The sequence below is a fragment of the Actinomadura sp. DC4 genome (assembly GCF_030406325.1).
GTDB lineage: Bacteria > Actinomycetota > Actinomycetes > Streptosporangiales > Streptosporangiaceae > Actinoallomurus.
Genome location: NZ_JAUEQY010000013.1, coordinates 44,176 through 66,824, shown reverse-complemented (window position 1 = coordinate 66,824; position 22,649 = coordinate 44,176). Strand labels below are relative to the sequence as shown.

Genomic DNA, 22,649 nt, shown 5'->3' with positions numbered 1-22,649 from the left:
TCGCCGTGCTCCCCAAGCCATCACCGGATCCACGGTCCTCGATGTGGGCGTGGCTCGCCCATGACCTGCGTTTCTTCCGCGCCCAGCGTGGTCTGTCCGGCGACGCGGTCGCCAGGCTGATCAATTGCGCGCGCTCCAGTCTCTCCCGCCTGGAGAACAATGAGGCGAAACTAGACGAACACCAGGCCGCCGTCCTTGACGAGCGCTGGCAGACCGGCGGCCATTTCGGGACGATGCTCTGGTACGCCCGCCTCGGCCATGACCCCAACTGGATCAAGCAGCATGAGGACATCGAGGCCCAGGCGTCGGTCATCGAGCTCTTTGAGTCGATAGTCGTTCCGGGGCTGCTTCAGTTGCCCGAATACGCTCACGCGCTGATAGAGGCGAGCGGGGTTTCGGACGCCGATGGCGTGTTGGAGCGGCGTATGGCGCGCCAGGAGGTCCTTACCAGGGATCCGTCGCCCATCCTGCGGGTGTTGCTGACCGAGAGTGTCCTCGACTGGCCGATGGGCGGTGCGGCGGTGATGCGAAAGCAACTCGCGCATCTCGTAAGAGCACCTACAGCGGCGCGCAGGAAGGCGACTGTGTCGAGGTCGCAGTGACGGAAAGCGATCACCGGGCCTGACGATCCTCGGCGGGGAGATCACCGAGATCCGCGGCGTCAGCGGCCGCCTGGGCCTGTTCCTCCGACCCGGCTGGGACCGGCCCACGGCCGCGCCGGGGACGTCTCGACGAGCTGCCCGGCGAACCAGCGGATCGTGCGCTCCAGGCCCGTGCGGACCGGTGTTCGCGGCTCCCAGTCCAGCAGGGTGCGGGCCAGTGTGATGTCCGGCCGGCGGACCGCCGGGTCGTCGACCGGCCGGTCGACGAAGAGGATCTCCGAGTCCGACCCGGCCAGTTCGCGGATCAGCTCGGCCAGCGCCAGGATCGGCATCTCGTCCGTGTTGCCCAGGTTGATCGGGCCCGGCTCGCCGGAGTCGAGCAGCCGTACGACGCCCTCCACCAGGTCGTCCACGTAACAGACCGAGCGGGTTTGGGAGCCGTCGCCGGACACGGTCATGGGCTCGCCTCGCAGCGCCTGGCCGATGAACGCCGGAATGGCGCGCCCGTCGTCGGGGCGCATGTACTCCCCGAACGTGTTGAAGATCCGCGCGATCCCCGTGTCGACCTTCTTGTAGCGCCGGTACGCCGTCGTGAGCGTTTCGGAGAAGCGTTTCGCCTCGTCGTACACGCTGCGCGGGCCGACCGGGTTGACATTGCCCCAATAGGTCTCCGGCTGCGGATGTTCCTCGGGATCGCCGTACGCCTCCGACGTCGACGCGAGCACGAACCGGGCGTCTTTCCGGAGGGCCAGTTCGAGCGCGTTCCGTGTGCCGGACGAACCCACGCTGAGCGTCTCCAGCGGCAGCCGGAGATAGTCGGCGGGCGAGGCCGGGGAGGCGAAGTGCAGGACGGCGTCGACGATCCCGGGGACGTCCAGGTGCTCGGCGACGTCCGTGCGGATGAGCAGGAAACGCTCGTTCGCGAGCAGTTCGTCGACGTTGGAGAGATCGCCGGTGAGGAGGTTGTCGACGCAGACGACCTCGTCGCCGTCGCGCAGAAAACGGCGGCACAGATGTGAACCGACGAAACCGGCGCCCCCAGTGATGACCACCCTGCGCAAAATCGCCCCCGCCCGTCTCCCGCAGCTAAGCGCAGCCCGCGACCGAACGTCAACCGAGACCGCACCACGAACCGGGACCGCACCACAATGGGGAGATGCCCCCGCACGCACTCCGCCGGCCGGCGCTCGACGAGCACCTCACCTGCCTCGCCGCCCCCGCGACCTGGCTGTCCCCGCCGAGCGGGCAGCTCACCGGCGGCGTCGACGGCCTGTACGTCTCCGACCGCCGGGTGCTCTCCCGTCTGCGCGTGACCGTCGGCGGCGCCGAGCCCCGGCCGGTCGCGGCGACACGGACGGGCGCGGGCGGCGCCCGTTTCACCGCGGCCGCCGGACCCCTCGCCGTCGAACGGGTCCGCGAGGTCGCCTGCGACGGCGGCACCGAGCGGATCACCGTGCGCAACACGGGCGACCGGCCGGTCACCACGGAGTTCGCGGTGACGGTCGCGGCCGACCTCGCCGAGATCAGCGCCGTGAAGGCCGGCGACCCGCCCCCGCCGGAGACCCCGCTGCACGAGGGCACCGTGGAGATCGGCGGCTACCGGATCGCCCTGACCGGGAGCACGCGCGCGACCCTGACCCTGGCCCCCGGCGAGCACCACACCACCACGCTCGGCGTACGGGCGACGCCGCCGAGGGCGCCGGGCTTCCACCCCGCACCGCCGGCCGGCCCGCCGCCGTGGGGACCGCTGAAGGTGGAGGCGGCCGACGGCCGGTTCGGCGCGCTCGTCGCCCAGGGCGTCGCCGACCTCGGCGTCCTGCTGCTCGCCGACGAGGGCGACCTCTACTGCGCGGCCGGCAGCCCGTGGTACCTCACGCTGTTCGGCCGGGACGCCCTGTGGTCCGCCCGGCTCGCCCTCCCACTCGGCCACGAACTGGCCGCCGGCACACTGCGGGCGCTGGCCCGGCACCAGGGCACCGGCCACGACCCGGTCACCGAGGAGGAGCCCGGCAAGATCCCGCACGAGCTGCGGCCCGCGTACGCCCCCGGGCGGCTGCCGCCGGTCTACTACGGGTCGGTCGACGCCACGGCCCTGTTCGTGGTCACGCTGGCCGAGGCGTGGCGGTGGGGGATGCCCGCGGCCGAGGTGGAGGAACTCCTGCCCGCCGTACGGGCCGCGCTGGCCTGGCTCGGCTCGTTCGAGGAGTTCGTGTCCTACCGCGGGTCGGCCGAGCGGCTGCCCAACCAGGGCTGGAAGGACTCCTCCGACGGCGTGCAGCACGAGGACGGTACACGGGCGGCGCCGCCGATCGCGCTCGCGGAGGTGCAGGCGTACGCCTACCAGGCGGCGACGCTCGGCGCGGACCTGCTGGAGGCGTTCGGCGGCGCCGCCGACCGGAGCTGGGCCGAGGCGCTGGCCGTACGCTTCCGCGACCGGTTCTGGCTGGAGGAGGGGTACCCGGCGATCGCCCTGGACGGCGAGGGCCGGCCGGTCGACGGCCTGGCCTCCAACATCGGCCACCTGCCCGGCACCGGCCTGCTCACCCCGGAGGAGGAGACGCGCGTCGCGGAGCGGCTGATGGAGCTGCACTCCGGCTGGGGCCTGCGCACCCTGACCGACCGCGCGGCCGGCTACGACCCGGTGTCGTACCACCTGGGCTCGGTCTGGCCGCACGACACGGCCATCGCGATGCTCGGCCTGAGCCGTTCGGGCCACCACGGGCTCGCCGCGCGTCTGGCGCGTGGGCTGGTCGGGGCGGCACCGGCGTTCGGCCACCGGCTGCCCGAGCTGTTCTCCGGCGAGCGCACCGGCACGCCCCGCCCTTACCCGGCCGCGTGCCGGCCGCAGGCGTGGAGCGCCGCCGTCTCACCGGCGCTGGTGACGGTCCTGCTGGGCCTGGACCCGGACGTGCCCGCCGGGCGTCTCGGGCTCGCGCCTCTCCGTGGCGTCGCCGCGAGGGTCGAGGGCGTCCGGATCGGCGCGGCGACCCTGGCGTTCGAGCTCGACGGGGACGGCGGCGTCACGGCCGAGGGCGTGCCCCCGGAACTGGCCGTGCGTCAGTCGGGGTCGCCGCCGCGGCGGCGCAGATAGCGCTCGAACTCCCGCGCGATGGCGTCGCCGCTCGCCTCGGGAAGCTCGGTGGCGTCCTTCTGCTCCTCCAGCGCCCGTACGTACTCGGCGACCTCGGTGTCCTGCTCGGCGAGCTCGTTGACGCCGCGCTCCCAGGCGCGGGCCTGCTCGGGCAGGTCGCCCATCGGCACCGAGACGTCCAGCAGGTCCTCCACCCAGCGCAGCAGCGCCAGGGTCGCCTTGGGGGAGGGCGGCTGGGCGACGTAGTGCGGCACCGCCGCCCACAGTGACACCGTCTCCAGCCCGGCGGTGCCGAACGCGTCCTGCAGCACGCCGAGCACGCCGGTCGGTCCCTCGTAGCGCGCGGGCTCGAGCTGGAGCCGGGTGGTCAGCCCGGTGTCGGAGGAGGCCGCGGTCACCGGCACCGGCCGGGTGTGCGGCGCGTCCGCGAGCAGGGCGCCGAGCAGCACGGCCGTCTCGACGCCCAGCTCCAGCATGATGCCCACGAGGTCCTGGCAGAACGAGCGCCAGCGCATGTTCGGCTCGATGCCGTGGACGAGGACGACGTCGCGGTCGGAGTCGGGCAGTTTGGCCAGCGAGAGCCGCGTCGTGGGCCAGCTGATGCGCCGGGTCTCCCCGTCGACCATCTCGACCGTGGGACGCGTGACCTGAAAGTCGTAGTAGTCGTCGGGATCGAGTGCGGCCAGCGGGGTGGCACCCCAGCTCTCCTCCAGATGCTGGATCACGCCGCTCGCCGCTTCACCGGCGTCGTTCCACCCCTCGAAGGCGGCGATCACCACCGGCTCGACGAGCTCGGGCACATCGTCGAGCTCGACCACGCGCTGCCTCCCCATCGGTGCGTCCTTTACACGACATCTCAAGCCTATGTCCTGTAAGCCGCTCGGTGCCCACCCGCGATCAGCCGACGATGGAGGAGACTACTTGCCGTCCGTCGTGTGGACGATGAGGACGTCGCAATGCGCGCGATGGGAGAGGTTGGCGGGAACAGAGCCGAGAAGGCGCCCCGCGAGGCTGTTGAGGCCCCGGTTGCCGACCACGACCAGGTCGACCTCCTGGTCACCGGCCAGCCGCAGCAGGGTGTCGACCGCGTCGCCGGCCACCGCGATCTCCTCCACCTCCCCGGCGCCGGAGGCGATGGCCCGCTCACGCGCGGCGCGCAGGGCGTCGTCGGCGGGAGTGGAGCCCTCGACCTTGTAGGCCAGGTCGCCGAGCTGGTCGCTCGCGCGGGCGCGTTCGCGGTCGGGCATCTGCTGGTACGCGCAGACCAGGAGCAGGGTGGCCCCGGAGTCGGCCGCGACCCGGCCGGCCGCCTCCACGGCGCGGAACGAGGAGTCGGAACCATCGGTGCCGACAAGAATCTTGCGGTACGAAGCCACGGGGTCTCCCTGGGGGCGCAGAGTGCTTGTTAGACGACAACGCAATAGGACGCTAATGGTTACGCGCCGCGCGCAGGCCGTGATGTCGGTCACCGCGCCGAACCGGGCCTGACCGCACGTACGCACAACCGGCGCTGAAGGGCCCGCCGATAAACTGTCCTGACATGAGCGCGACTCCACAGACACTGCGCCAGGCCCTCCGTGACCGCGTCGTCGTGGCCGATGGGGGCATGGGGACGATGCTCCAGGCGGCCGCTCCCACCTTGGACGACTTCGAAGGTCACGAGGGTTGCAACGAGGTCCTCAACGCCACCAGACCCGACATCGTCCGGGGTGTGCACGAGGAATACTTCGCGGCCGGCGCGGATTGCGTCGAAACAAATACTTTTGGGGCAAACCTCGCCAATCTCGGCGAATATGGGATAACCGACCGCATTACGGAACTCTCCGAGGCCGGCGCGCGGATCGCCGCCGAAGTCGCGGCCGGACTCTCCACCCCCGAGCGCCCGCGCTGGGTCCTGGGGTCGATGGGGCCGGGCACCAAACTGCCGACCCTGGGCCACGTGCCCTTCGCCGACCTGCGCGACGCGTACGAGCGCAACGCCGCCGGCCTGATCGCGGGTGGCGCGAACGGCCTGATCGTCGAGACCTGCCAGGACCTGCTCCAGGCCAAGGCCGCCATCATCGGCGCCAAGCGCGCGATCGCCGCCGCGGGCACCGAGACCGTCCTCATCGGCCAGGTCACCATCGAGCAGAACGGCGCGATGCTGCTCGGCTCGGAGATCGGCGCCGCGCTGACCGCGCTGGAGCCGCTCGGGCTCGACGTCATCGGGCTCAACTGCGCCACCGGCCCGGCCGAGATGAGCGAGCACCTGCGCTACCTCGCCCGGCACGCGACCATGATGCTGTCCTGCATGCCCAACGCCGGGCTGCCCGAGCTGACCGCCGACGGCGCGTACTACCCGCTGACCCCGGGGCAGCTCGCCGACGCCCACGACACCTTCACCGCCGAGTTCGGCCTGTCGCTGGTCGGCGGCTGCTGCGGCACGACGCCCGAGCACATCCGCGCCCTGGTCGAGCGGCTCGGCACGCGCCCCGGCCGTTCGGTCGCCCGCCGCAGGGCACGGCGTGAGGCCGGCGCCGCCTCGCTCTACCAGCACGTGCCGTTCCGCCAGGACACCTCTTACCTGGCGATCGGCGAGCGCACCAACGCCAACGGCTCCAAGGCGTTCCGCGAGGCGATGATCGAGGAGCGCTGGGACGACTGCGTCAAGATCGCCCGCGACCAGGCGCGCGACGGCGCCCACATGCTCGACCTGTGCGTCGACTACGTCGGCCGCGACGGCGCCGCCGACATGAAGGAGCTGGCCTTCCGCTTCGCCACCGCCGCCACGCTGCCGGTCGTGCTCGACTCCACCGAGCCGCCGGTGATCCGGGCGGGCCTGGAGATGCTCGGCGGCCGAGCCGTGATCAACTCCGTCAACTACGAGGACGGCGACGGCCCCGAGTCGCGTACCGCCCGGCTCATGCCGGTGGTCAAGGAGCACGGCGCCGCCGTGATCGCCCTCACCATCGACGAGCAGGGCCAGGCCCGTACGGCGGACTGGAAGATACGCGTCGCGACCCGGCTCATCGAGGACCTCACCGGCGGCTGGGGCATGCGCGTCGAGGACATCATCGTCGACTGTCTCACCTTCACGATCGGCACCGGCCAGGAGGAGTCACGGCGCGACGCCGTCGAGACGATCGAGGCGATCCGCGGGCTGAAGCGCCGCTACCCGGACGTCCAGACGACGCTGGGCCTGTCCAACGTCTCCTTCGGGCTCAACCCGGCCGCGCGGATCGTCCTCAACTCGGTCTTCCTCAACGAGTGCGTCAACGCGGGCCTCGACTCCGCCATCGTGCACGCCTCCAAGATCCTGCCGATGGCGCGGATCCCGGACGAGCAGCGTCAGGTCGCGCTCGACCTCGTGTACGACCGGCGCCGCGACGGCTATGACCCGCTGCAGAGGTTCCTGGACCTGTTCGAGGGCGTGGACGCGGCGTCCGTACGCGCGGCGCGCGCCGAGGAGCTCGCCGGCCTGCCCCTGTGGGAGCGGCTGAAGCGCCGCATCGTCGACGGCGAGCTCGACGGCCTGCACGCCGACCTGGACGAGGCGCTGGCGCAGCGGCCGGCCCTGGAGATCGTCAACGAGGTGCTGCTGGAGGGCATGAAGACCGTCGGCGAGCTGTTCGGCTCCGGCCAGATGCAGCTTCCGTTCGTCCTGCAGTCCGCCGAGGTGATGAAGACCGCGGTGGCCTACCTCGAGCCGCACATGGACAAGGCCGACGAGGAGGGCAAGGGCCGCATCGTGCTCGCCACGGTCAAGGGCGACGTGCACGACATCGGCAAGAACCTCGTCGACATCATCCTGTCCAACAACGGCTACGAGGTCTTCAACCTCGGTATCAAGCAGCCGATGTCCTCCATCCTCGAGGCCGCCAGGGAGCACCGGGCCGACGTCATCGGCATGTCCGGCCTGCTGGTCAAGTCCACGGTGATCATGAAGGAGAACCTCGAGGAGCTCAGCTCCCGCGGAATGGCCGAGCGCTGGCCGGTGCTCCTCGGCGGCGCGGCGCTCACCCGGGCCTACGTCGAGCAGGACCTCGCAGGACTGTTCCCCGGCGAGGTCCGCTACGCGCGGGACGCCTTCGAGGGCCTGCGGCTCATGGACGCCCTGATGGCCGTCAAGCGCGGCGAGTCCGGCGCCACGCTCCCGCCGCTGCGCGAGCGCCGCGTCCGGACGGGCGCCCGGCTGGAGGTCACCGAGCCCGGCGCCATGCCGGCCCGCTCCGACGTGGCGGCCGACAACAAGCTGCCGAACCCGCCGTTCTGGGGCGACCGCGTGGTCAAGGGCATCCCGATGGCCGACTACACCGCCTACCTGGACGAACGCGCGACCTTCATGGGCCAGTGGGGCCTCAGGGCCGCGCGCGGCGGCGAGGGCCCGACGTACGAGGAGCTGGTCGAGAGCGAGGGACGCCCGCGGCTGCGGATGTGGCTCGACCGGATCCGGGCCGAGGGCCTGGTCGAGGCCGGCGTCGTCTACGGCTACTTCCCGTGCGTCAGCGAGGGCGACGACCTGGTCGTCCTGCACGACGACGGGTCCGAGCGCACCCGCTTCGCCTTTCCCCGCCAGCGGCGCGACCGGCACCTGTGCCTGTCCGACTTCTTCCGTTCCCGCGAGTCCGGCGACGTCGACGTGGTCGGCTTCCAGCTCGTCACGGTCGGCGGCAGGGTCGGCCACCGCACGCAGGAGCTGTTCGAGAAGAACGCCTACCGCGACTACCTCGAACTCCACGGCCTGTCGGTGCAGCTCGCCGAGGCGCTGGCCGAGTTCTGGCACACGCGCATGCGCGCCGAGCTGGGCTTCGGCGGCGAGGACCCGGGCGACGTCGAGGAGTTCTTCAAGCTCGGCTACCGCGGCGCGCGGTTCTCCCTGGGCTACGGCGCCTGCCCCGACCTGGAGGACCGCGCCAAGATCGTCGAGCTGCTGCGGCCGGGGCGGATCGGCGTGAGCCTGTCGGAGGAGTTCCAGCTCGTCCCCGAGCAGTCCACCGACGCGATCGTCATCCACCACCCGGAGGCGAAGTACTTCAACACCTGAGCCACCGGGGAGGCGGTGAGGGCGAACACCCTGGTGAGGGCTATCGTCGTCCCATGACGAGGATCGCTGACACGCAACTGGACGTCTTCCCTCTCTGCCTCGGCGGCAACGTCTTCGGCTGGACGGCCGACGAGGAGGCCTCGTTCGCGGTCCTGGACGCCTACACGCGGGCGGGCGGCGACTTCATCGACACCGCCGACCTCTATGCGGGCACCGAGTCCGAGCGCATCATCGGGCGCTGGCTCGCCCGCCGTGGCCGCCGCGACGACATCGTGATCGCCACCAAGGTCGGCATGGCCCCCGGCCTGAAGAACCTCACCGCCGAGACGATCCGCTCCGCGGCCGACGCGTCTCTCGAACGCCTGGGCGTCGACCACATCGACCTTTACTACGCGCACCGGGACGACCCGAACACGCCGGTCGAGGAGACGCTGGCCGCCTTCGACGCCCTCGTACGGGCCGGCAAGGTGCGCTACATCGCCGCGTCCAACTTCGACGCGCCGCGGCTCACCCAGGCCCTCAAGGTGTCCGAGCGCGAGGGGTTCGCCCGCTACGTGGCACTACAGCCGCACTACAACCTCGTCGACCGCGGCGCCTTCGAGGGCGACCTCTCCGAGCTGTGCGAGCGCGAGAACATCGGCGTCATGCCCTACTTCGGCCTCGCCAAGGGCTTCCTCACCGGCAAGTACCGGCCCGGCGGCCCGGAGGGCGACAGCCCCCGTTCCCCGCGCGCCCGTGAGTACCTCAACGACCGCGGCATCGCCGCGCTCGGCGTGCTGGACGAGGTCGCCGCCGCACACGAGACCACGGTCGCGGCGGTGGCCCTGGCGTGGCTGGTCGCCCAGCCGAGCGTCGTCGCGCCGATCGCCAGCGCCCGTACGCCCGGGCAGCTCGCCGACCTGCTGCCCGTGGCCGAGCTGCGGCTCACCGCCGACGAGCTGGACCGCCTGACCCGGGCCGCCGCCTGACCCGTACGGGACGAGCGGGCAGGAAGAAACACGCGGGGGACGCGTGTTGTTCCCGCCATGACCAAGATTGCTGACACGGAACTCGACGTCTTCCCGCTGTGCCTTGGCGGCAACGTCTTCGGCTGGACCGCAGACGAGGACGCCTCGTTCGCGGTGCTGGACGCGTACGCGGAGGCGGGCGGCGACTTCATCGACACCGCCGACGCCTACAGTGCGTGGGTGCCGGGCAACTCCGGCGGCGAGTCCGAGCGGATCATCGGCCGCTGGCTGACCCGGCGCGGACGCCGCGACGACATCGTGATCGCCACGAAGGTGGGCGCGGCCCCGGAGCTGGACGACCTGCGCGCCGGCACCATCCGCACCGCCGCGGACGCGTCGCTGGGCCGGCTCGGCGTCGACCACATCGACCTGTACTACGCGCACCGGGACGACCCGAACACGCCGCTGGAGGAGACGCTGGAGGCCTTCGACGGCCTCGTACGCGACGGCAAGGTGCGTTACATCGCCGCGTCCAACTACAGCGCGCCCCGCCTCGCCGAGGCCCTGAAGATCTCCGAGAGCGAGGGCCTGGCCCGCTTCGTGGCCCTGCAGCCGAAGTACAACCTGGTCGACCGCGACGCCTTCGAGGGCGACCTGGCCGACCTGTGCGAGCGCGAGAACATCGGCGTGCTGCCCTACTACGGCCTCGCCCGCGGCTTCCTCACCGGCAAGTACCGCCCGGGCGGCCCGGACGGTGACAGTCCCCGCGCCCAGCGCGCCCGCGAGCACCTGAACGAGGCGGGCGGCCTGACCACCCTCCGCGTCCTGGACGAGGTGGCCGCCGCCCACGACACCACCCTGGCCGCGGTCGCGCTCGCCTGGCTGGCCGCCCGGCCGAGCGTCGTCGCGCCGATCGCCAGCGCCCGTACGCCCGGGCAGCTCGCCGACCTGCTGCCCGTGGCCGGCCTGAGCCTCACCGCCGAGGAGCTGGACCGCCTGACCGAGGCGGCCGCCTGACACGCCCGGCCCGCCCCGGCCCGCCCCGGCCCGCCCCGGTCCGGGGCGGGCCGGACCGGTCGGGACCTCACATAGGCTCGTGCATCCGATTCCCCCGGCGCGCCGAGGAGGCGATGCAGGTGCTTCAGGCGGTCCTGTTCGACATGGACGGGCTGCTCGTGGACTCCGAACGGCTCTGGTTCGAGACCGAGGCCGAGATCATGGCAGAGCTCGGGCGCACGTGGGGACCGGAGGACCAGGAGACGCTGGTCGGGGGCTCGATCGGCCGCACCGTCGCGTACATGCTTTCGCTCACCGGGCCGGTCGCGGAGCCGGAGGAGGTCGCGCGTCGGCTCCTGGCGGGCATGACCGAGCGGCTGCGCGCCAACGTCCCGCTGATGCCGGGCGCCAAGGAGCTCCTGGACGAGGTGCGTGAGGCGGGTGTCCCGTCCGCGCTCGTGTCCTCCACGAACCGCGCCCTGATGGAGTACGCCCTGGACGGCATAGGCCGCGACCGGTTCACCGTCACGGTCGCGGGCGACGAGGTCGAGAACACCAAGCCCCACCCGGAGCCCTACCTCACCGCGGCGCGCCTCCTGAGCGTCGAGGCGCGCGGCTGCGTCGCGCTGGAGGACTCCCCGAACGGCACCGAGAGCGCGACCGCCGCCGGCTGTCACGTCGTGGCGGTGCCGAGCGTCGTGCCGATCCCCGAGGCCCCGGGCCGTACGGTCGTCACCTCGCTGCGGGACGTGGACCTGGCCCGGCTGCGCTCCCTCGTCTGAGGGGCCGCGGACGGCACAGCGCCACCACCGCCAGGCCCGCCACGCCGGCGACCACGATCGCGGTGTCGGGCCGTACGGCCTCACCGAGCGCCCCGGCCGCCGCGAAGCCCAGCCCCTGGGTCGTCATCAGGCCCGCGGAGTTCACCGCGTACGCGCGGCCGAGCAGCTCCGGCGGCGTGACGTCCAGCAGGAGCTGGTCCAGGCCGAGCATGTACGCCCCGGACAGCCCGGCCGCGCCCAGCAGGAGCGCCGCCGGCACCAGGCGCGGGTGCAGCGCGAAGGCGAGCAGCGACAGGAATCCGCAGGCGGCGAGCGGCGCGGTGAGCCGCCCGCGCCGGGCCGCCGGGATCAGGTAGATCCCGGCCACCTCGCCGGCGACCGTGCCCAGCGGTCCCGCCGCGAGCCACCAGCCGGTGGCCGAGGACGGCAGCCCGCGCGCGGCCACGGACGGGGCGGCGAGCGCCTCGGGGCAGACCGCGACGAACGGCACCAGCCAGCCCAGGAACATCACCCGGCGGAGCGGCGCGTTCCGCAGCACCTCCGCCACCCCGCGCAGCGAGTCGCCCGCGAGCGAGCCGCCGGCCCGCCCGCGCGCCGGGCGGCGCCGCAGCGACACCCGCAACACCAGCGCCGAGGCCGCGAACGTCGCGATCTCACCGCCGAGCACGGCCCGCGGCGACAGGACCGCCAGCAGCCCGCCGCCGATCGCGTACCCGCAGATCTGCGCCCCCTGGGAGACCATCCGCAGCAGCGAGCGGGCCGGCACCACGGCGGCGGGCGGCAGCACGTCCGCGACCAGCGCGCCCCGCGCCCCGGCGGCGAGCGGGGTCAGCAGGCTCATCGCGAACAGCAGCGCGAACAGCGCCGGCACCGGCGTGCCCGGTAGCGTCATCACCGCCACGATCGCCGCGGAGCCGAGGTCGCAGCCGGCCAGCAGCCGCCGGGGCGGGACCCGGTCCACCAGCCCCGACAGCAGGGTGCCGCCGAACAGGTAGGGCAGGAACGCCATCGTGAAGGTCAGCGCCGACAGCAGCGGCGACGCCGTCTGCCGGTAGACCAGCACGGTCAGCGCCAGCCCGGCGACGACGTAGCCGAGCATGGACACGACGAGGGCCCCGAACAGCGAGCGGAACTCCGGAGCGGCGAAGGCGTCGCGGTAGCGGCCCGGCCGGGTGGTGGTGGTCACCCGCGGACGCTGACAGAGCGTACGCTTCCGACGCGAAGGATTCGTTCAGCGGCGAATGAAGGGGGCGCACATGGCCGTGACACGGCTGGTGGCGGGCAGCGGCGACCTGTTGCGCTGCCGGTTCGCCACCTCCCCGCTCTGGGAGACGGCCCAGGCCGTCCGCGCGTTCGTCGACCCGCGCTCCCGGCCGTACCTGCGGCCGTGGTGGGAGCGGGTGCGCGACCGGCCCCCGGCGGCCGAGCTGCTGGCCGTGCAGAGCCCGCGCGGCTACAACCCCGACTTCCTCTGCCAGCCCCCGGAGGGCGCCGCGCCGTCCATCGAGGCCCAGCTCGACGCCGTGCGCGCCACGCCGCCCGAGCAGGTCGCGGCCGAGCTGCGGCGCGTGGACCCCGGCCACTGCGTGGCGTCCGCCGTCGTCCGCGTCATGATCGAGGACCCGGGGGCGGCGCGCGACCGCCTCGCGGACCACGTGGAGGACGCCTGGCGGCGGCTCGTCCTGCCGTGGTGGCCGCGCGTGCGGGAGCTGATCGACGCCGACGTCGAGTACCGCTCGCGGATCCTGGCGGCGCACGGCCTGGGCCACGTCGTCGGCGGCCTGCACGAGCGGATCCGCTGGGCGGGCGACGCCGTCGTCATCGAGCCGGCCCACGAGGACCTGGAGCGCCCGCTCGGCGGCGACGGGCTGATCCTCATGCCCAGCGCGTTCGTGTGGCCCAGCGTGACCGCGGTCGTGGACCCGCCCTGGCGGCCGACGCTCGTCTACCCGGCCCGGGGCATCGGCGCCCTGCTGGGCGGCCGCGCGGCGGCGCCGGCGCCGCTGGCGCGCCTGCTCGGGCGCACCCGGGCGCTGATCCTCACCGATCTGGCCGAGCCCGCCTCGACCGCCGCGCTCGCCGCGCGGCACGGCCTGGCGCCCTCCACCGTCTCGGCGCACCTGTCCGCGCTGGAGGGCGCCGGGCTCCTCGCCCGGCGGCGGAACGGCCATGAGGTGCGCTATCGGCGTACGCCGCTGGGCCGGGCCCTCGCCGGAGGGCTCATGCCGGGGGAGTAGCCCCGACCGTCCTGCGGAAGGAGAACGATCGCGTCATTACGTGTAACCATGGGGGGACCAGTCGTACGAAAAGCCGGGTCCGCCCGGCCTTGTGAACAGCCCGGGGAGCCCGGCGCAGCGAGGTGCCGTGATGAGCGACTTCTTTCTCTTCTCCATCAGCCTGGCCGTCACGGTGCTGGGGCTGGCGGCAAGCTGGGCCGCGCTGCGCAGGCGCGGCGCGGCCTCCGGCCTGCGCGGCGCCGCCTGGTCCCTGGTCCCGCTCGGGGCGTACCTGACCGGCCTGACGAAGTTCCTCTCGGACCTGGTCTTCAGCCCGGTCAAGTGGGCCGGTGTGGTCGTGCTCGGGCTCGGCGCGGTGCTGTACATGACCTCCGGCGTGATGCTCCGCAAGGGCGGCGAGACCCCCGAGGTGGACTCCGGCCGCAAGAAGGCCCAGCGGGCCCCCTCCGGCGGCGCGCCCAAGGCCGCGATCGAGAAGCGGCAGCCTTCGGCGGACCCCGACCTGGCCGAGATCGAGCAGATCTTGAAGAACCGCGGCATCAGTTGATGACCTGCGCCGATATGTGACTGGTGTGACGTCGGAAGCGCATTTGCTCACGATCGTGTAACACCCCATACGCCCTTGATGACGACGAGATCACAATCGAGACACGGGTACTAGCGCCGACCTGCTCCCGGGCATGAGAGTCGTCCCGGGAGAGGTAGGTTCCCTCTCCAATGGACGCATATGGCTCCCCATATGCCCGGTTTCGCATGTGGAGCGGCCGGTCGGTCCGTGACGGCAAGGCCGCCGAGCGTGGGAGGTATCCGTAGTGACCGCACCGATCGAGGTGTCTGGCTCCGACGTCGAGGCACAGCCCGAGGCCGTCCTCGCGGGGATGGGCGGCAAGGTCGAGGGCCGCTCGCTCGGTCAGATCGCCTGGATGCGGCTACGGCGCGACAAGGTGGCCATGTCGGGCGGGGTGCTCGTCCTCCTGCTCGTCCTGATGGCGATCTTCGCGCCCCTGCTGAGCTCCTGGTTCGGCCACCCGCCGAGCGAGTTCCACCAGGACCTGATCGACCCGAACCTCCAGCGCCCGCTGCACGGCCCGTGGCACTCGGGGATCAGCGGGAACTTCCCCCTGGGCATCGAGCCGACGAACGGCCGCGACATCTTCAGCCGGATCGTCTACGGGGCCCGGATCTCCCTGCTCATCGCGTTCCTCGCGACCATGCTGTCGGTGATCATCGGTTCCACCCTCGGGATCGTCGCCGGCTACTTCGGCGGCTGGGTCGACACGGTGATCGCCCGGGCCATGGACATCTTCCTGGCCTTCCCGATCCTGCTGTTCGCCATCGCGCTGGCCGGCGTCGTGCAGGGCAAGGTGTTCGGGCTGGAGGGCAACGGCCTGCGCATCGCGCTGCTGATCTTCATCATCGGATTCTTCAACTGGGCCTACATCGGCCGGATCATCCGGGGACAGACGCTCTCGCTGCGCGAGCGCGAGTTCGTCGACGCCGCGCGCTCGATGGGCGCGCGGGCGCCCTACATTCTCTTCCGCGAGCTGCTCCCGAACCTCATCGCACCGATCCTGGTGTACTCCACGCTGCTCATCCCGACGAACATCCTGTTCGAGGCGGCGCTCTCCTACCTGGGCGTGGGCGTCAACGAGCCGACGCCGACGTGGGGCGGCATGCTCGCCCAGGCGGTCCCGATCTACTCCGTGGACCCCTGGTTCATGATCGTCCCCGGTCTGGCGATCTTCGTGACCGTGCTGGCCTTCAACCTGTTCGGCGACGGCCTTCGCGACGCGCTGGACCCCCGTACCCGCTGATCACACTGATCGGTCGATTTTCAGAGTTCGTTCCTAAAGGAGGAATGCGACCAAATGAGGAGAAAGACCCCTCTGGTGGCGGTGGGCGCAGCACTGGCCCTCGCCCTCGCCGCGTGCGGAGGCACCGGCGATTCCGGCAGCAGTAGCAGCGGGAACGGCACTTTCAACGCGGGCCTGACCAGCACGGTCAACCCGTCGACGAAGACCGGCGGAACGCTCCGCATCGGCAACGCGGGCGACTGGGACAACGTCGACCCGGCCGACACGTACTACGGCTACTCGTGGGACTTCATCCACCTGTACGGCCGGGCGCTGACGATGTTCAAGCCCGGACCCGGCAAGGACGGCCTGCAGCTGGTCCCCGACCTGGCGCAGAACCTCGGCGAGCACAGCGCCGACTTCAAGACCTGGACCTACAAGCTCAAGCCCGGCATCAAGTACGAGGACGGCACGCCGGTCCGGGCCCAGGACGTGAAGTACGACGTCGAGCGGACACTGGACAAGAACACCTTCCCGAACGGGCCGACGTACTTCAACGACTTCCTCGACACCAAGGGCTACACCTCGCCCTACAAGGACAAGACCCCGGGCAAGCTGGGTCTGAAGGCCGTCGAGACGCCGGATGACAACACGATCATCTTCCACCTGAAGAAGCCGTTCTCCGGCTTCGACTACTTCGCCATGCTGCCGGCCACCATCCCGGTGCCGCAGGCGAAGGACACGGGTGCGAACTACAAGATGCACGTGGTCTCCACCGGCCCGTACAAGTTCGAGAACTACACGCCGGGCAAGTCGCTGAACCTGGTCCGCAACACCAACTGGGACCCCTCGACCGACCCGAATCGCAAGCAGCTGCCGGACCGGATCCAGGTGCAGATCGGCATCAACGCCGACGACCTGGACAACCGCCTGATGGCCGGGTCGATGGACATGGACGTGGCGGGCACCGGCGTGCAGGCCGCCGCCGCGGCCAAGATCCAGTCGAACCCGAACCTGAAGAAGAACGCGGACTCCTCGCCGACGGCACGGCTGAACTACATCTCGATCTCCTCGTCGGTGCCGCCGTTCGACAACATCCACTGCCGCCGCGCGGTGGAGTACGCGACCGACAAGGCCGCGATGCAGACCGCGTGGGGCGGCCCGCTGTCCGGCGGTGACGTCGCGACGCACCTGATGATGCCGCTCATCCCCGGCAACCAGGACATCAACCCGTACCCCTCGGGCCCGGGCAACCACGGCGACGTCGCCAAGGCCAAGTCCGAGCTGCAGCAGTGCGGCAAGCCGAACGGCTTCAGCACCGTCATCTCGGCGCGGACCGAGCGGCCCAAGGAGATCAACGCCGCGCTCGCGATGCAGCAGGGCCTGCAGAAGGTCGGCATCAAGACCGAGATCAAGAAGTACCCCCAGGGCGACTACTTCAAGCTGTACGCCGGTAACCCGGCCTACGTGAAGAAGAACGGCCTCGGCCTGCTCAGCATGTCGTGGGGCGCGGACTGGACCGAGGGCTTCGGCTACCTGTCCCAGATCGTCGACAGCCGCGTCATCCGCGACGCCGGTAACACCAACCTCGGTGTGACCGACAAGGACGTCGACGCGATGATCGACAAGGCGACCACGACCGCGGACGACACGGCCCGCGGCGCGATCTGGGCACAGGTCGACGCCAAGGTCATGGACGACGCGTACATGGTGCCGTTCCTGGACGTCAAGCAGCTGCTCTACCGGCCGCCGAACGTCAAGAACGCCTACGTCAGCCAGGGCCTCAACGGCTACTACGACTACGCCCAGCTCGGCGTGAAGTAGCCCCTCGTCCCATAGAAGGCAGGTGAAGGCATCGGTGGACGGCGCGGCGGAGACACAGTGAGCCCGCCGTCCACCGCAGCCAGGCACTGTGGTCAACTTCCTAATCCGGCGACTGCTCGCCGCAATCGCCCTGCTCATCATCGTGAGCATGGTGACCTTCGCGATCTTCTTCCTCGTCCCGAGGCTGACCGGCGCCAGCAGCGCCGACCTGGCCTCCCGGTACGTCGGTAAGACCGCCGGCCCCCAGGCGATCCACGAGGTCGAGGTCCGGCTGGGCCTGAACCGCCCGCTGGTCATCCAGTACTGGAACTTCGTGAAGGGCATCGTCGTCGGGGCGCACTACAACTTCGGCCCGTCGAAGGTGTACTGCGGGCCGCCGTGCTTCGGCTACTCCTTCGTCAACCAGACCCCGGTGTGGCCGGACCTGCTCGACCGGATGCCGGTGACCCTGTCGCTCGCCGGCGGTGCGGCCGTCATCTGGCTGGTGTTCGGCGTCACGACCGGCGTCATCTCCGCGCTCAAGCGGGGCAGCGCGGTCGACCGCGCGTCGATGGGCATCGCACTGGCGGGCGTGTCCCTGCCGATCTTCTTCACCGGACTGCTGTCCCTGGCGATCTTCCGGGACAACCTGCAGTGGTTCCCCGGCGCCGGGACGTACGTCGGGCTGACCCAGAACCCCCTCACGTGGGCCTCCAACCTCGTCCTGCCCTGGATCACCCTGGCGTTCCTGCAGGCCGCGCTGTACGCGCGCCTCACCCGTGCCGGGATGCTGGAGACCATGGGTGAGGACTACATCCGAACGGCGCGGGCCAAGGGCCTGCCCGAACGGACGGTGATCGTCCGCCACGCGCTGCGCGCCACCCTCACGCCGGTGCTGACGATCTTCGGTATCGACCTGGGCACGTTGCTCGGCGGCGCGGTCCTGACCGAGGGGACGTTCTCCCTGCCCGGGCTCGGCAAGTTCGCCATCGACTCGATCAACAACAACGACCTGCCACGGGTGCTCGGCGTCGTGATGATCGGAGCCTTCTTCATCGTGCTGGCCAACCTCGTCGTGGACGTCCTGTACGCGGTGATCGACCCGAGGGTGAGGCTCTCATGACCGAAAAGGAGAGTCAGGAGCCGATCGCGGTCCAGGCGCCGAGGGCGTTCCTGGAGGTCCGTGACCTGCAGATTCACTTCCCGACCGACGACGGCCTGGTGAAGTCGGTCGACGGGCTGTCCTTCGGTCTCGAACGCGGCCGTACGCTCGGCATCGTGGGCGAGTCCGGCTCGGGCAAGAGCGTCACCAGCCTGGGCCTGCTGGGCCTGCACAACCGCAAGAACGCGAACGTCTCCGGCGAGATCTGGCTGGACGGTCAGGAGATCGTCGGCTCGTCGCCGGACCAGGTGCGGCGGATGCGCGGCCGGAAGATGTCGATGATCTTCCAGGACCCACTGTCGTCGATGCACCCGTTCTACACGATCGGCGCGCAGATCATCGAGGCGTACCGCATCCACAACGAGGTCTCCAAGCAGGTCGCGCGCAAGCACGCCATCGAGATGCTCGACCGGGTCGGCATCCCGCAGCCGGACCGGCGCGTGGACGACTACCCGCACCAGTTCTCCGGCGGCATGCGGCAGCGCGCGATGATCGCGATGGCGCTGTCGTGCGACCCCGAGCTGCTGATCGCCGACGAGCCGACGACCGCGCTCGACGTGACCGTGCAGGCGCAGATCCTGGACCTGATCCGCGACCTGCAGAAGGAGTTCAACTCCGCGGTCATCATCATCACCCACGACCTCGGCGTGGTGGCGGAGCTGTCCGATGACATCCTCGTGATGTACGGCGGCCGGTGCGTGGAGTACGGCGACGTCGAGGACATCTTCCACGCGCCCGAGCACCCCTACACCTGGGGGCTCCTCGGCTCGATGCCCCGCCTGGACCGTGACCGCACCGAGCGGCTGCTGCCGATCAAGGGCAGCCCGCCGAGCCTCATCAACGTGCCGCAGGGCTGCGCGTTCAGCCCGCGCTGCACGTTCGCCGAGCTGAACGACGGCCGTAGCGAGACCGAGCGGCCGGAGCTGCGCGAGATCGCCCCCGGCCACCGGGTGGCCTGCCACCTGGACCGTGAGGACCGGCAGCGTCTCTGGAACGAAGAGGTACGGCCGAAGCTGTGAACGAGGAGACCGACGCCGTTGAGGCTGGAGACACTGTGACGACACCGGAGACCACGGCGGTGGAAGAGCCGCCCGCTCCGCAGGGCGAGGTCCTGCTGGAGGTCAGCGGGCTGCGCAAGCACTTCCCGGTGACCCGCGGGGCGATCATCAAGCGCCAGGTGGGTGCGGTCAAGGCCGTCGACGGCGTCGACTTCAGCGTGCGCACCGGGCAGACGCTCGGCCTGGTGGGGGAGTCCGGCTGCGGCAAGACCACCACCGGCCGGATGATCACCCGGCTGCTGGAGCCGACCGACGGCCGCATCGTGTTCGAGGGCCATGACATCACGCACGTCTCCCAGGGGACGATGCGACCGCTGCGCCGCGACATCCAGATGATCTTCCAGGACCCGTACTCGTCGCTGAACCCGCGCAAGACGGTCGGCTCGATCGTCGGCGCGCCGTACCGGCTCCAGAACGTGAAGACCGAGGCCGGCGTCAAGAAGGCGGTCCAGGACCTCCTCGACGTCGTCGGCCTCAACCCCGAGCACTACAACCGCTACCCGCATGAGTTCTCCGGCGGGCAGCGGCAGCGCATCGGCATCGCCCGTACGCTCGCGTTGCGGCCCAAGCTCATCGTCGCCGACGAGCCGGTCTCGGCCCTCGACGTGTCCATCCAGGCGCAGGTCGTGAACCTCCTGGAGGACCTGCAGGATGAGTTCGACCTGACCTACGTCGTGATCGCCCACGACCTGTCGGTCGTACGGCACATCTCCGACCGGGTCGGCGTGATGTACCTGGGCAAGATGGTGGAGCTGGCCGACAACAAGGACCTCTACCAGACCCCGATGCACCCGTACACGGTGGCGCTGATGTCGGCCGTGCCGGTGCCGGACCCGTCCGCACGCTCCAAGCGCGAGCGGATCCGGCTGCAGGGCGACGTGCCGAGCCCGCTGAACCCGCCGCCGGCCTGCCGGTTCCACACGCGCTGCTGGAAGGCGCAGGAGGTGTGCGGGCAGGTCGAGCCGCCGATGGTCGAGCTGGCCCCGGGTCACCAGGTGGCGTGCCACTTCCCGGAGAACGCCCCGTCGGACGCCGAGAGCCGCGTCGCCAAGGCGGCCGGTCTGGCCTAGCCCCTAGGTAGAGAACTGCCGGACGTTGTCGACACCCGAGGTCTCCGCTCGCTACGGACGGGGACTTCGAGACGGGCCCTGGCGGTCCGGGGAGCCGGCGACCAGCACGAGCTTCCCGCGCGTGCGGCCTTTCTCTCCGGCGCGGTGCGCCTCGGCGATCTCGGTGAGCGGGAAGGTCCGGGCGACGGGGAGCGAGAAGAGCCCGGACTCGACCAGCTCGCCGATCCCGGCGAGCGCGTGGACCGCGCGGCCGGCGTCGCCGCTGCTGAACCGCACCCCGTGCTCCCGCGCGCCGGCGAAGTCGGCGATCGTCACGACGTGCTCGGGGCCGCCCGCGAGCTCGACGAGTTCGGGCAGGACGCCGCTCCCGGCGACGTCGAGCGCGGCGTCGACGCCGCCGGGAGCGAGCGCGCGTACCCGCTCGGCGAGGCCCTCGCCGTAGGTGACGGGCTCGGCCCCCAGCGAGCGGAGGAGGTCGTGGTTGGCCGGGCCGGCGGTACCGATCACGCGGGCACCGCGCACCACGGCGAGCTGGACCGCGGCGGCGCCGACGCTTCCGGAGGCGCCGTTGACGAGCAGCGTGCCGGCGCTCCCGGCACCGAGCTGGTCGAGCGCGCGCGTGGCCGTCTCGACGGCCGCCGGCAGCGCGGCGGCGCCGGCGAAGCCGAGCGAGGCCGGGATCGGCGCGTAGTGGGACAGCACCGCCAGCTCGGCCTGGGCCGCGCCCTCGCCGGAGAGCCCGAACACGCGGTCGCCGACGGCCACGTCCGTGACGCCCTCGCCGACCTCGTCGACGACGCCCGCCGCCTCGTGGCCCAGGGTCTGCGGGAGCTCCTCGTCCATCAGGCCCGCGCGCTTCTTCCAGTCGCTCGGGTTGACCCCGGCCGCGCGCACCGCGATCCGGACCTGGCCGGGACCCGGATGCGGATCGGGGAGCTCCACGATCTCGAGGACCTCCGGGCCGCCGAACCGGCTGAAACGGGCTGCCTTCATCATTCGCTCCGATCTGCCCCGGCTAGTTGTAGCCGGGCTGCCCGGCCTGCCTGAGGACGCGGGTCGGGTACGGGATCTCGATGCCCTCGAGCTGGTAGCGCCGGTGCAGGCGCTTGATGAACTCGTGCACGACGACGTACTGGTCGGTGAACTCGCGGGTGCGCAGGTTCACCCCGAAGTCGATGCTGGACTCGCCGAACGCCTGGAAGCGTACCGACGGCTCCTGGTCGGCGAGGCCGCCGTCGACGTCGGTCAGCACCTCGTGGGCCACGTCGAGGGTGACCTTCTCCACCCACTCCAGGTCGCTCCCGTAGCCGACGCCCACCTTGATCTGGATCGACAGGTCCTGCTCGGGACGGTGGTAGTTGGTGAGGATCGCGTCGGCGAACTTGGCGTTCGGGACGATCACCAGGTTGCCGGCGAGCTGGCGGATGGTGGTGTTCCGCCAGTTGATGTCGACGATGTAGCCCTCCTGGCCGCTGTCGATCCGCACGTAGTCGCCCTGCTGCACCTTCCGTGAGACGAGGATGTGCACCCCGGCGAACAGGTTGGCCAGCGTGTCCTGCAGGGCGAGGGCGACGGCCAGGCCGCCGACGCCCAGCGCGGTCAGCAGCGGCGTGACCGACACGCCCAGGCTCTGCAGCAGGACGAGCATGCCGATCCCGACGACCGCCACGCGGACGATGTTCACGAAGATCGTCGCCGACTGCGCGACGCCCGCCCTCGAGGTCACGACGGAGGAGACGGCACCCGCGGCGAACCGCGCCACGGCCACCGATATGGTCAAGATGAGGACGGCCACGAGGACACTGTCCGTGGTCTGGCGGACGGACGGCCGCAGCGGCACGATGAGCACCGCCGCCCAGAGCCCCAGGGCCGAGCTCGACACGACCGCCAGGTCGCGTAGCAACGTGAGGAGCAGATCGTCCCAGGCCCAGCGGGTACGCCCGGCCCGGCGGGTCAGCCAGCTCAGCATCGCCCGCAGGAGCAGGCCCGTCATCAGCGCGCCGGCGACGATGGCGGCGGCCACCACGAGCCGCTCCCAGTGCATCGGTTCGCTCACGGTCGGCCTCCCGGGTGTCTGTCGGTCAT

At 71.3% G+C, this 22,649-nt stretch carries 19 protein-coding genes and 1 pseudogene; 14 read left to right on the top strand and 6 right to left on the bottom strand.

Features of this window, described 5'->3' with window-relative positions; all coding sequences use genetic code 11:
- Positions 1-41: 41 nt before the first annotated feature.
- Both QWU11_RS21895 and QWU11_RS47375 read left to right on the top strand, forming a co-directional pair.
- Positions 42-554: pseudogene (locus QWU11_RS21895) on the top strand (helix-turn-helix transcriptional regulator); the annotation flags it as partial.
- On the top strand, positions 500-625 hold the full coding sequence (locus tag QWU11_RS47375) for a DUF397 domain-containing protein (RefSeq protein WP_354670882.1): 126 nt from the start codon (positions 500-502) through the stop codon (positions 623-625). The pseudogene QWU11_RS21895 and the gene QWU11_RS47375, both read left to right, overlap by 55 nt.
- A gap of 36 nt (positions 626-661) precedes the next feature.
- On the opposite strand, the gene QWU11_RS21890 is transcribed toward QWU11_RS47375, so the two are convergent.
- Positions 662-1,663: a UDP-glucuronic acid decarboxylase family protein gene (locus QWU11_RS21890; RefSeq protein ID WP_290116028.1), complete on the bottom strand. Its 1,002-nt coding sequence runs from the start codon at positions 1,661-1,663 to the stop codon at positions 662-664.
- Between the two features lie 95 nt (positions 1,664-1,758).
- Between QWU11_RS21890 and QWU11_RS21885 the strand changes: the two genes are divergently transcribed.
- On the top strand, positions 1,759-3,693 hold the full coding sequence (locus tag QWU11_RS21885; protein ID WP_290116027.1) for a glycogen debranching N-terminal domain-containing protein: 1,935 nt from the start codon (positions 1,759-1,761) through the stop codon (positions 3,691-3,693).
- Here the strand turns inward: QWU11_RS21885 and QWU11_RS21880 are convergent.
- Together QWU11_RS21880 and QWU11_RS21875 are read right to left on the bottom strand one after the other, a co-directional pair.
- The gene (locus tag QWU11_RS21880) at positions 3,660-4,511 is read right to left on the bottom strand and encodes a PAC2 family protein (protein WP_290116354.1); all 852 of its coding nucleotides are present in this window, start codon (positions 4,509-4,511) and stop codon (positions 3,660-3,662) included. The two genes, QWU11_RS21885 and QWU11_RS21880, sit on opposite strands and share 34 nt — an antisense overlap.
- A gap of 99 nt (positions 4,512-4,610) precedes the next feature.
- Positions 4,611-5,069, bottom strand: coding sequence for a universal stress protein (locus tag QWU11_RS21875; RefSeq protein WP_290116026.1), 459 nt, complete (start codon positions 5,067-5,069; stop codon positions 4,611-4,613).
- Positions 5,070-5,233: 164 nt separating this feature from the next.
- On the opposite strand from QWU11_RS21875, the gene metH reads away from it, so the two are divergent.
- From metH to QWU11_RS21855, 4 genes are all read left to right on the top strand, one after another.
- Positions 5,234-8,716, top strand: coding sequence for a methionine synthase (metH, locus tag QWU11_RS21870; protein ID WP_290116025.1), 3,483 nt, complete (start codon positions 5,234-5,236; stop codon positions 8,714-8,716).
- A gap of 53 nt (positions 8,717-8,769) precedes the next feature.
- Positions 8,770-9,684, top strand: a complete 915-nt coding sequence (locus QWU11_RS21865; protein ID WP_290116024.1) for an aldo/keto reductase — start codon at positions 8,770-8,772, stop codon at positions 9,682-9,684.
- Between the two features lie 57 nt (positions 9,685-9,741).
- Positions 9,742-10,680 (top strand): aldo/keto reductase, encoded by a 939-nt coding sequence (locus QWU11_RS21860; protein ID WP_290116023.1) that lies wholly within the window; start codon positions 9,742-9,744, stop codon positions 10,678-10,680.
- Between the two features lie 113 nt (positions 10,681-10,793).
- Positions 10,794-11,441: an HAD family phosphatase gene (locus QWU11_RS21855; RefSeq protein ID WP_290116022.1), complete on the top strand. Its 648-nt coding sequence runs from the start codon at positions 10,794-10,796 to the stop codon at positions 11,439-11,441.
- Here the strand turns inward: QWU11_RS21855 and QWU11_RS21850 are convergent.
- Positions 11,392-12,627: an MFS transporter gene (locus QWU11_RS21850; RefSeq protein ID WP_290116021.1), complete on the bottom strand. Its 1,236-nt coding sequence runs from the start codon at positions 12,625-12,627 to the stop codon at positions 11,392-11,394. The two genes, QWU11_RS21855 and QWU11_RS21850, sit on opposite strands and share 50 nt — an antisense overlap.
- A gap of 70 nt (positions 12,628-12,697) precedes the next feature.
- Here QWU11_RS21850 and QWU11_RS21845 point away from each other — a divergent pair, with 70 nt between their 5' ends.
- From QWU11_RS21845 to QWU11_RS21815, 7 genes are all read left to right on the top strand, one after another.
- A complete protein-coding gene (locus QWU11_RS21845; protein ID WP_290116020.1) occupies positions 12,698-13,678 on the top strand; it encodes a DUF5937 family protein in 981 nt (326 codons plus the stop codon).
- Positions 13,679-13,808: 130 nt separating this feature from the next.
- Positions 13,809-14,225 carry a hypothetical protein gene (locus QWU11_RS21840; RefSeq protein ID WP_290116019.1) on the top strand — a complete coding sequence of 139 codons (417 nt, stop codon included), beginning with the start codon at positions 13,809-13,811 and terminating at the stop codon, positions 14,223-14,225.
- A gap of 265 nt (positions 14,226-14,490) precedes the next feature.
- On the top strand, positions 14,491-15,492 hold the full coding sequence (locus QWU11_RS21835; RefSeq protein ID WP_290116018.1) for an ABC transporter permease: 1,002 nt from the start codon (positions 14,491-14,493) through the stop codon (positions 15,490-15,492).
- Between the two features lie 54 nt (positions 15,493-15,546).
- Complete coding sequence (locus QWU11_RS21830) at positions 15,547-17,295, top strand: ABC transporter substrate-binding protein (RefSeq protein ID WP_290116017.1); 1,749 nt, start codon at positions 15,547-15,549, stop codon at positions 17,293-17,295.
- Positions 17,296-17,383: 88 nt separating this feature from the next.
- Complete coding sequence (locus QWU11_RS21825; protein WP_290116016.1) at positions 17,384-18,397, top strand: ABC transporter permease; 1,014 nt, start codon at positions 17,384-17,386, stop codon at positions 18,395-18,397.
- Positions 18,394-19,455 carry an ABC transporter ATP-binding protein gene (locus QWU11_RS21820; RefSeq protein WP_290116015.1) on the top strand — a complete coding sequence of 354 codons (1,062 nt, stop codon included), beginning with the start codon at positions 18,394-18,396 and terminating at the stop codon, positions 19,453-19,455. The genes QWU11_RS21825 and QWU11_RS21820 overlap by 4 nt, the downstream gene beginning before the upstream one ends.
- A gap of 35 nt (positions 19,456-19,490) precedes the next feature.
- Complete coding sequence (locus QWU11_RS21815; RefSeq protein ID WP_290116014.1) at positions 19,491-20,564, top strand: dipeptide ABC transporter ATP-binding protein; 1,074 nt, start codon at positions 19,491-19,493, stop codon at positions 20,562-20,564.
- Positions 20,565-20,615: 51 nt separating this feature from the next.
- Here the strand turns inward: QWU11_RS21815 and QWU11_RS21810 are convergent, their stop codons facing one another.
- Positions 20,616-21,557, bottom strand: a complete 942-nt coding sequence (locus QWU11_RS21810) for an NADP-dependent oxidoreductase (protein ID WP_290116013.1) — start codon at positions 21,555-21,557, stop codon at positions 20,616-20,618.
- A gap of 22 nt (positions 21,558-21,579) precedes the next feature.
- On the bottom strand, positions 21,580-22,620 hold the full coding sequence (locus QWU11_RS21805) for a mechanosensitive ion channel family protein (RefSeq protein WP_290116012.1): 1,041 nt from the start codon (positions 22,618-22,620) through the stop codon (positions 21,580-21,582).
- Between the last annotated feature and the right edge of the window lie 29 nt (positions 22,621-22,649).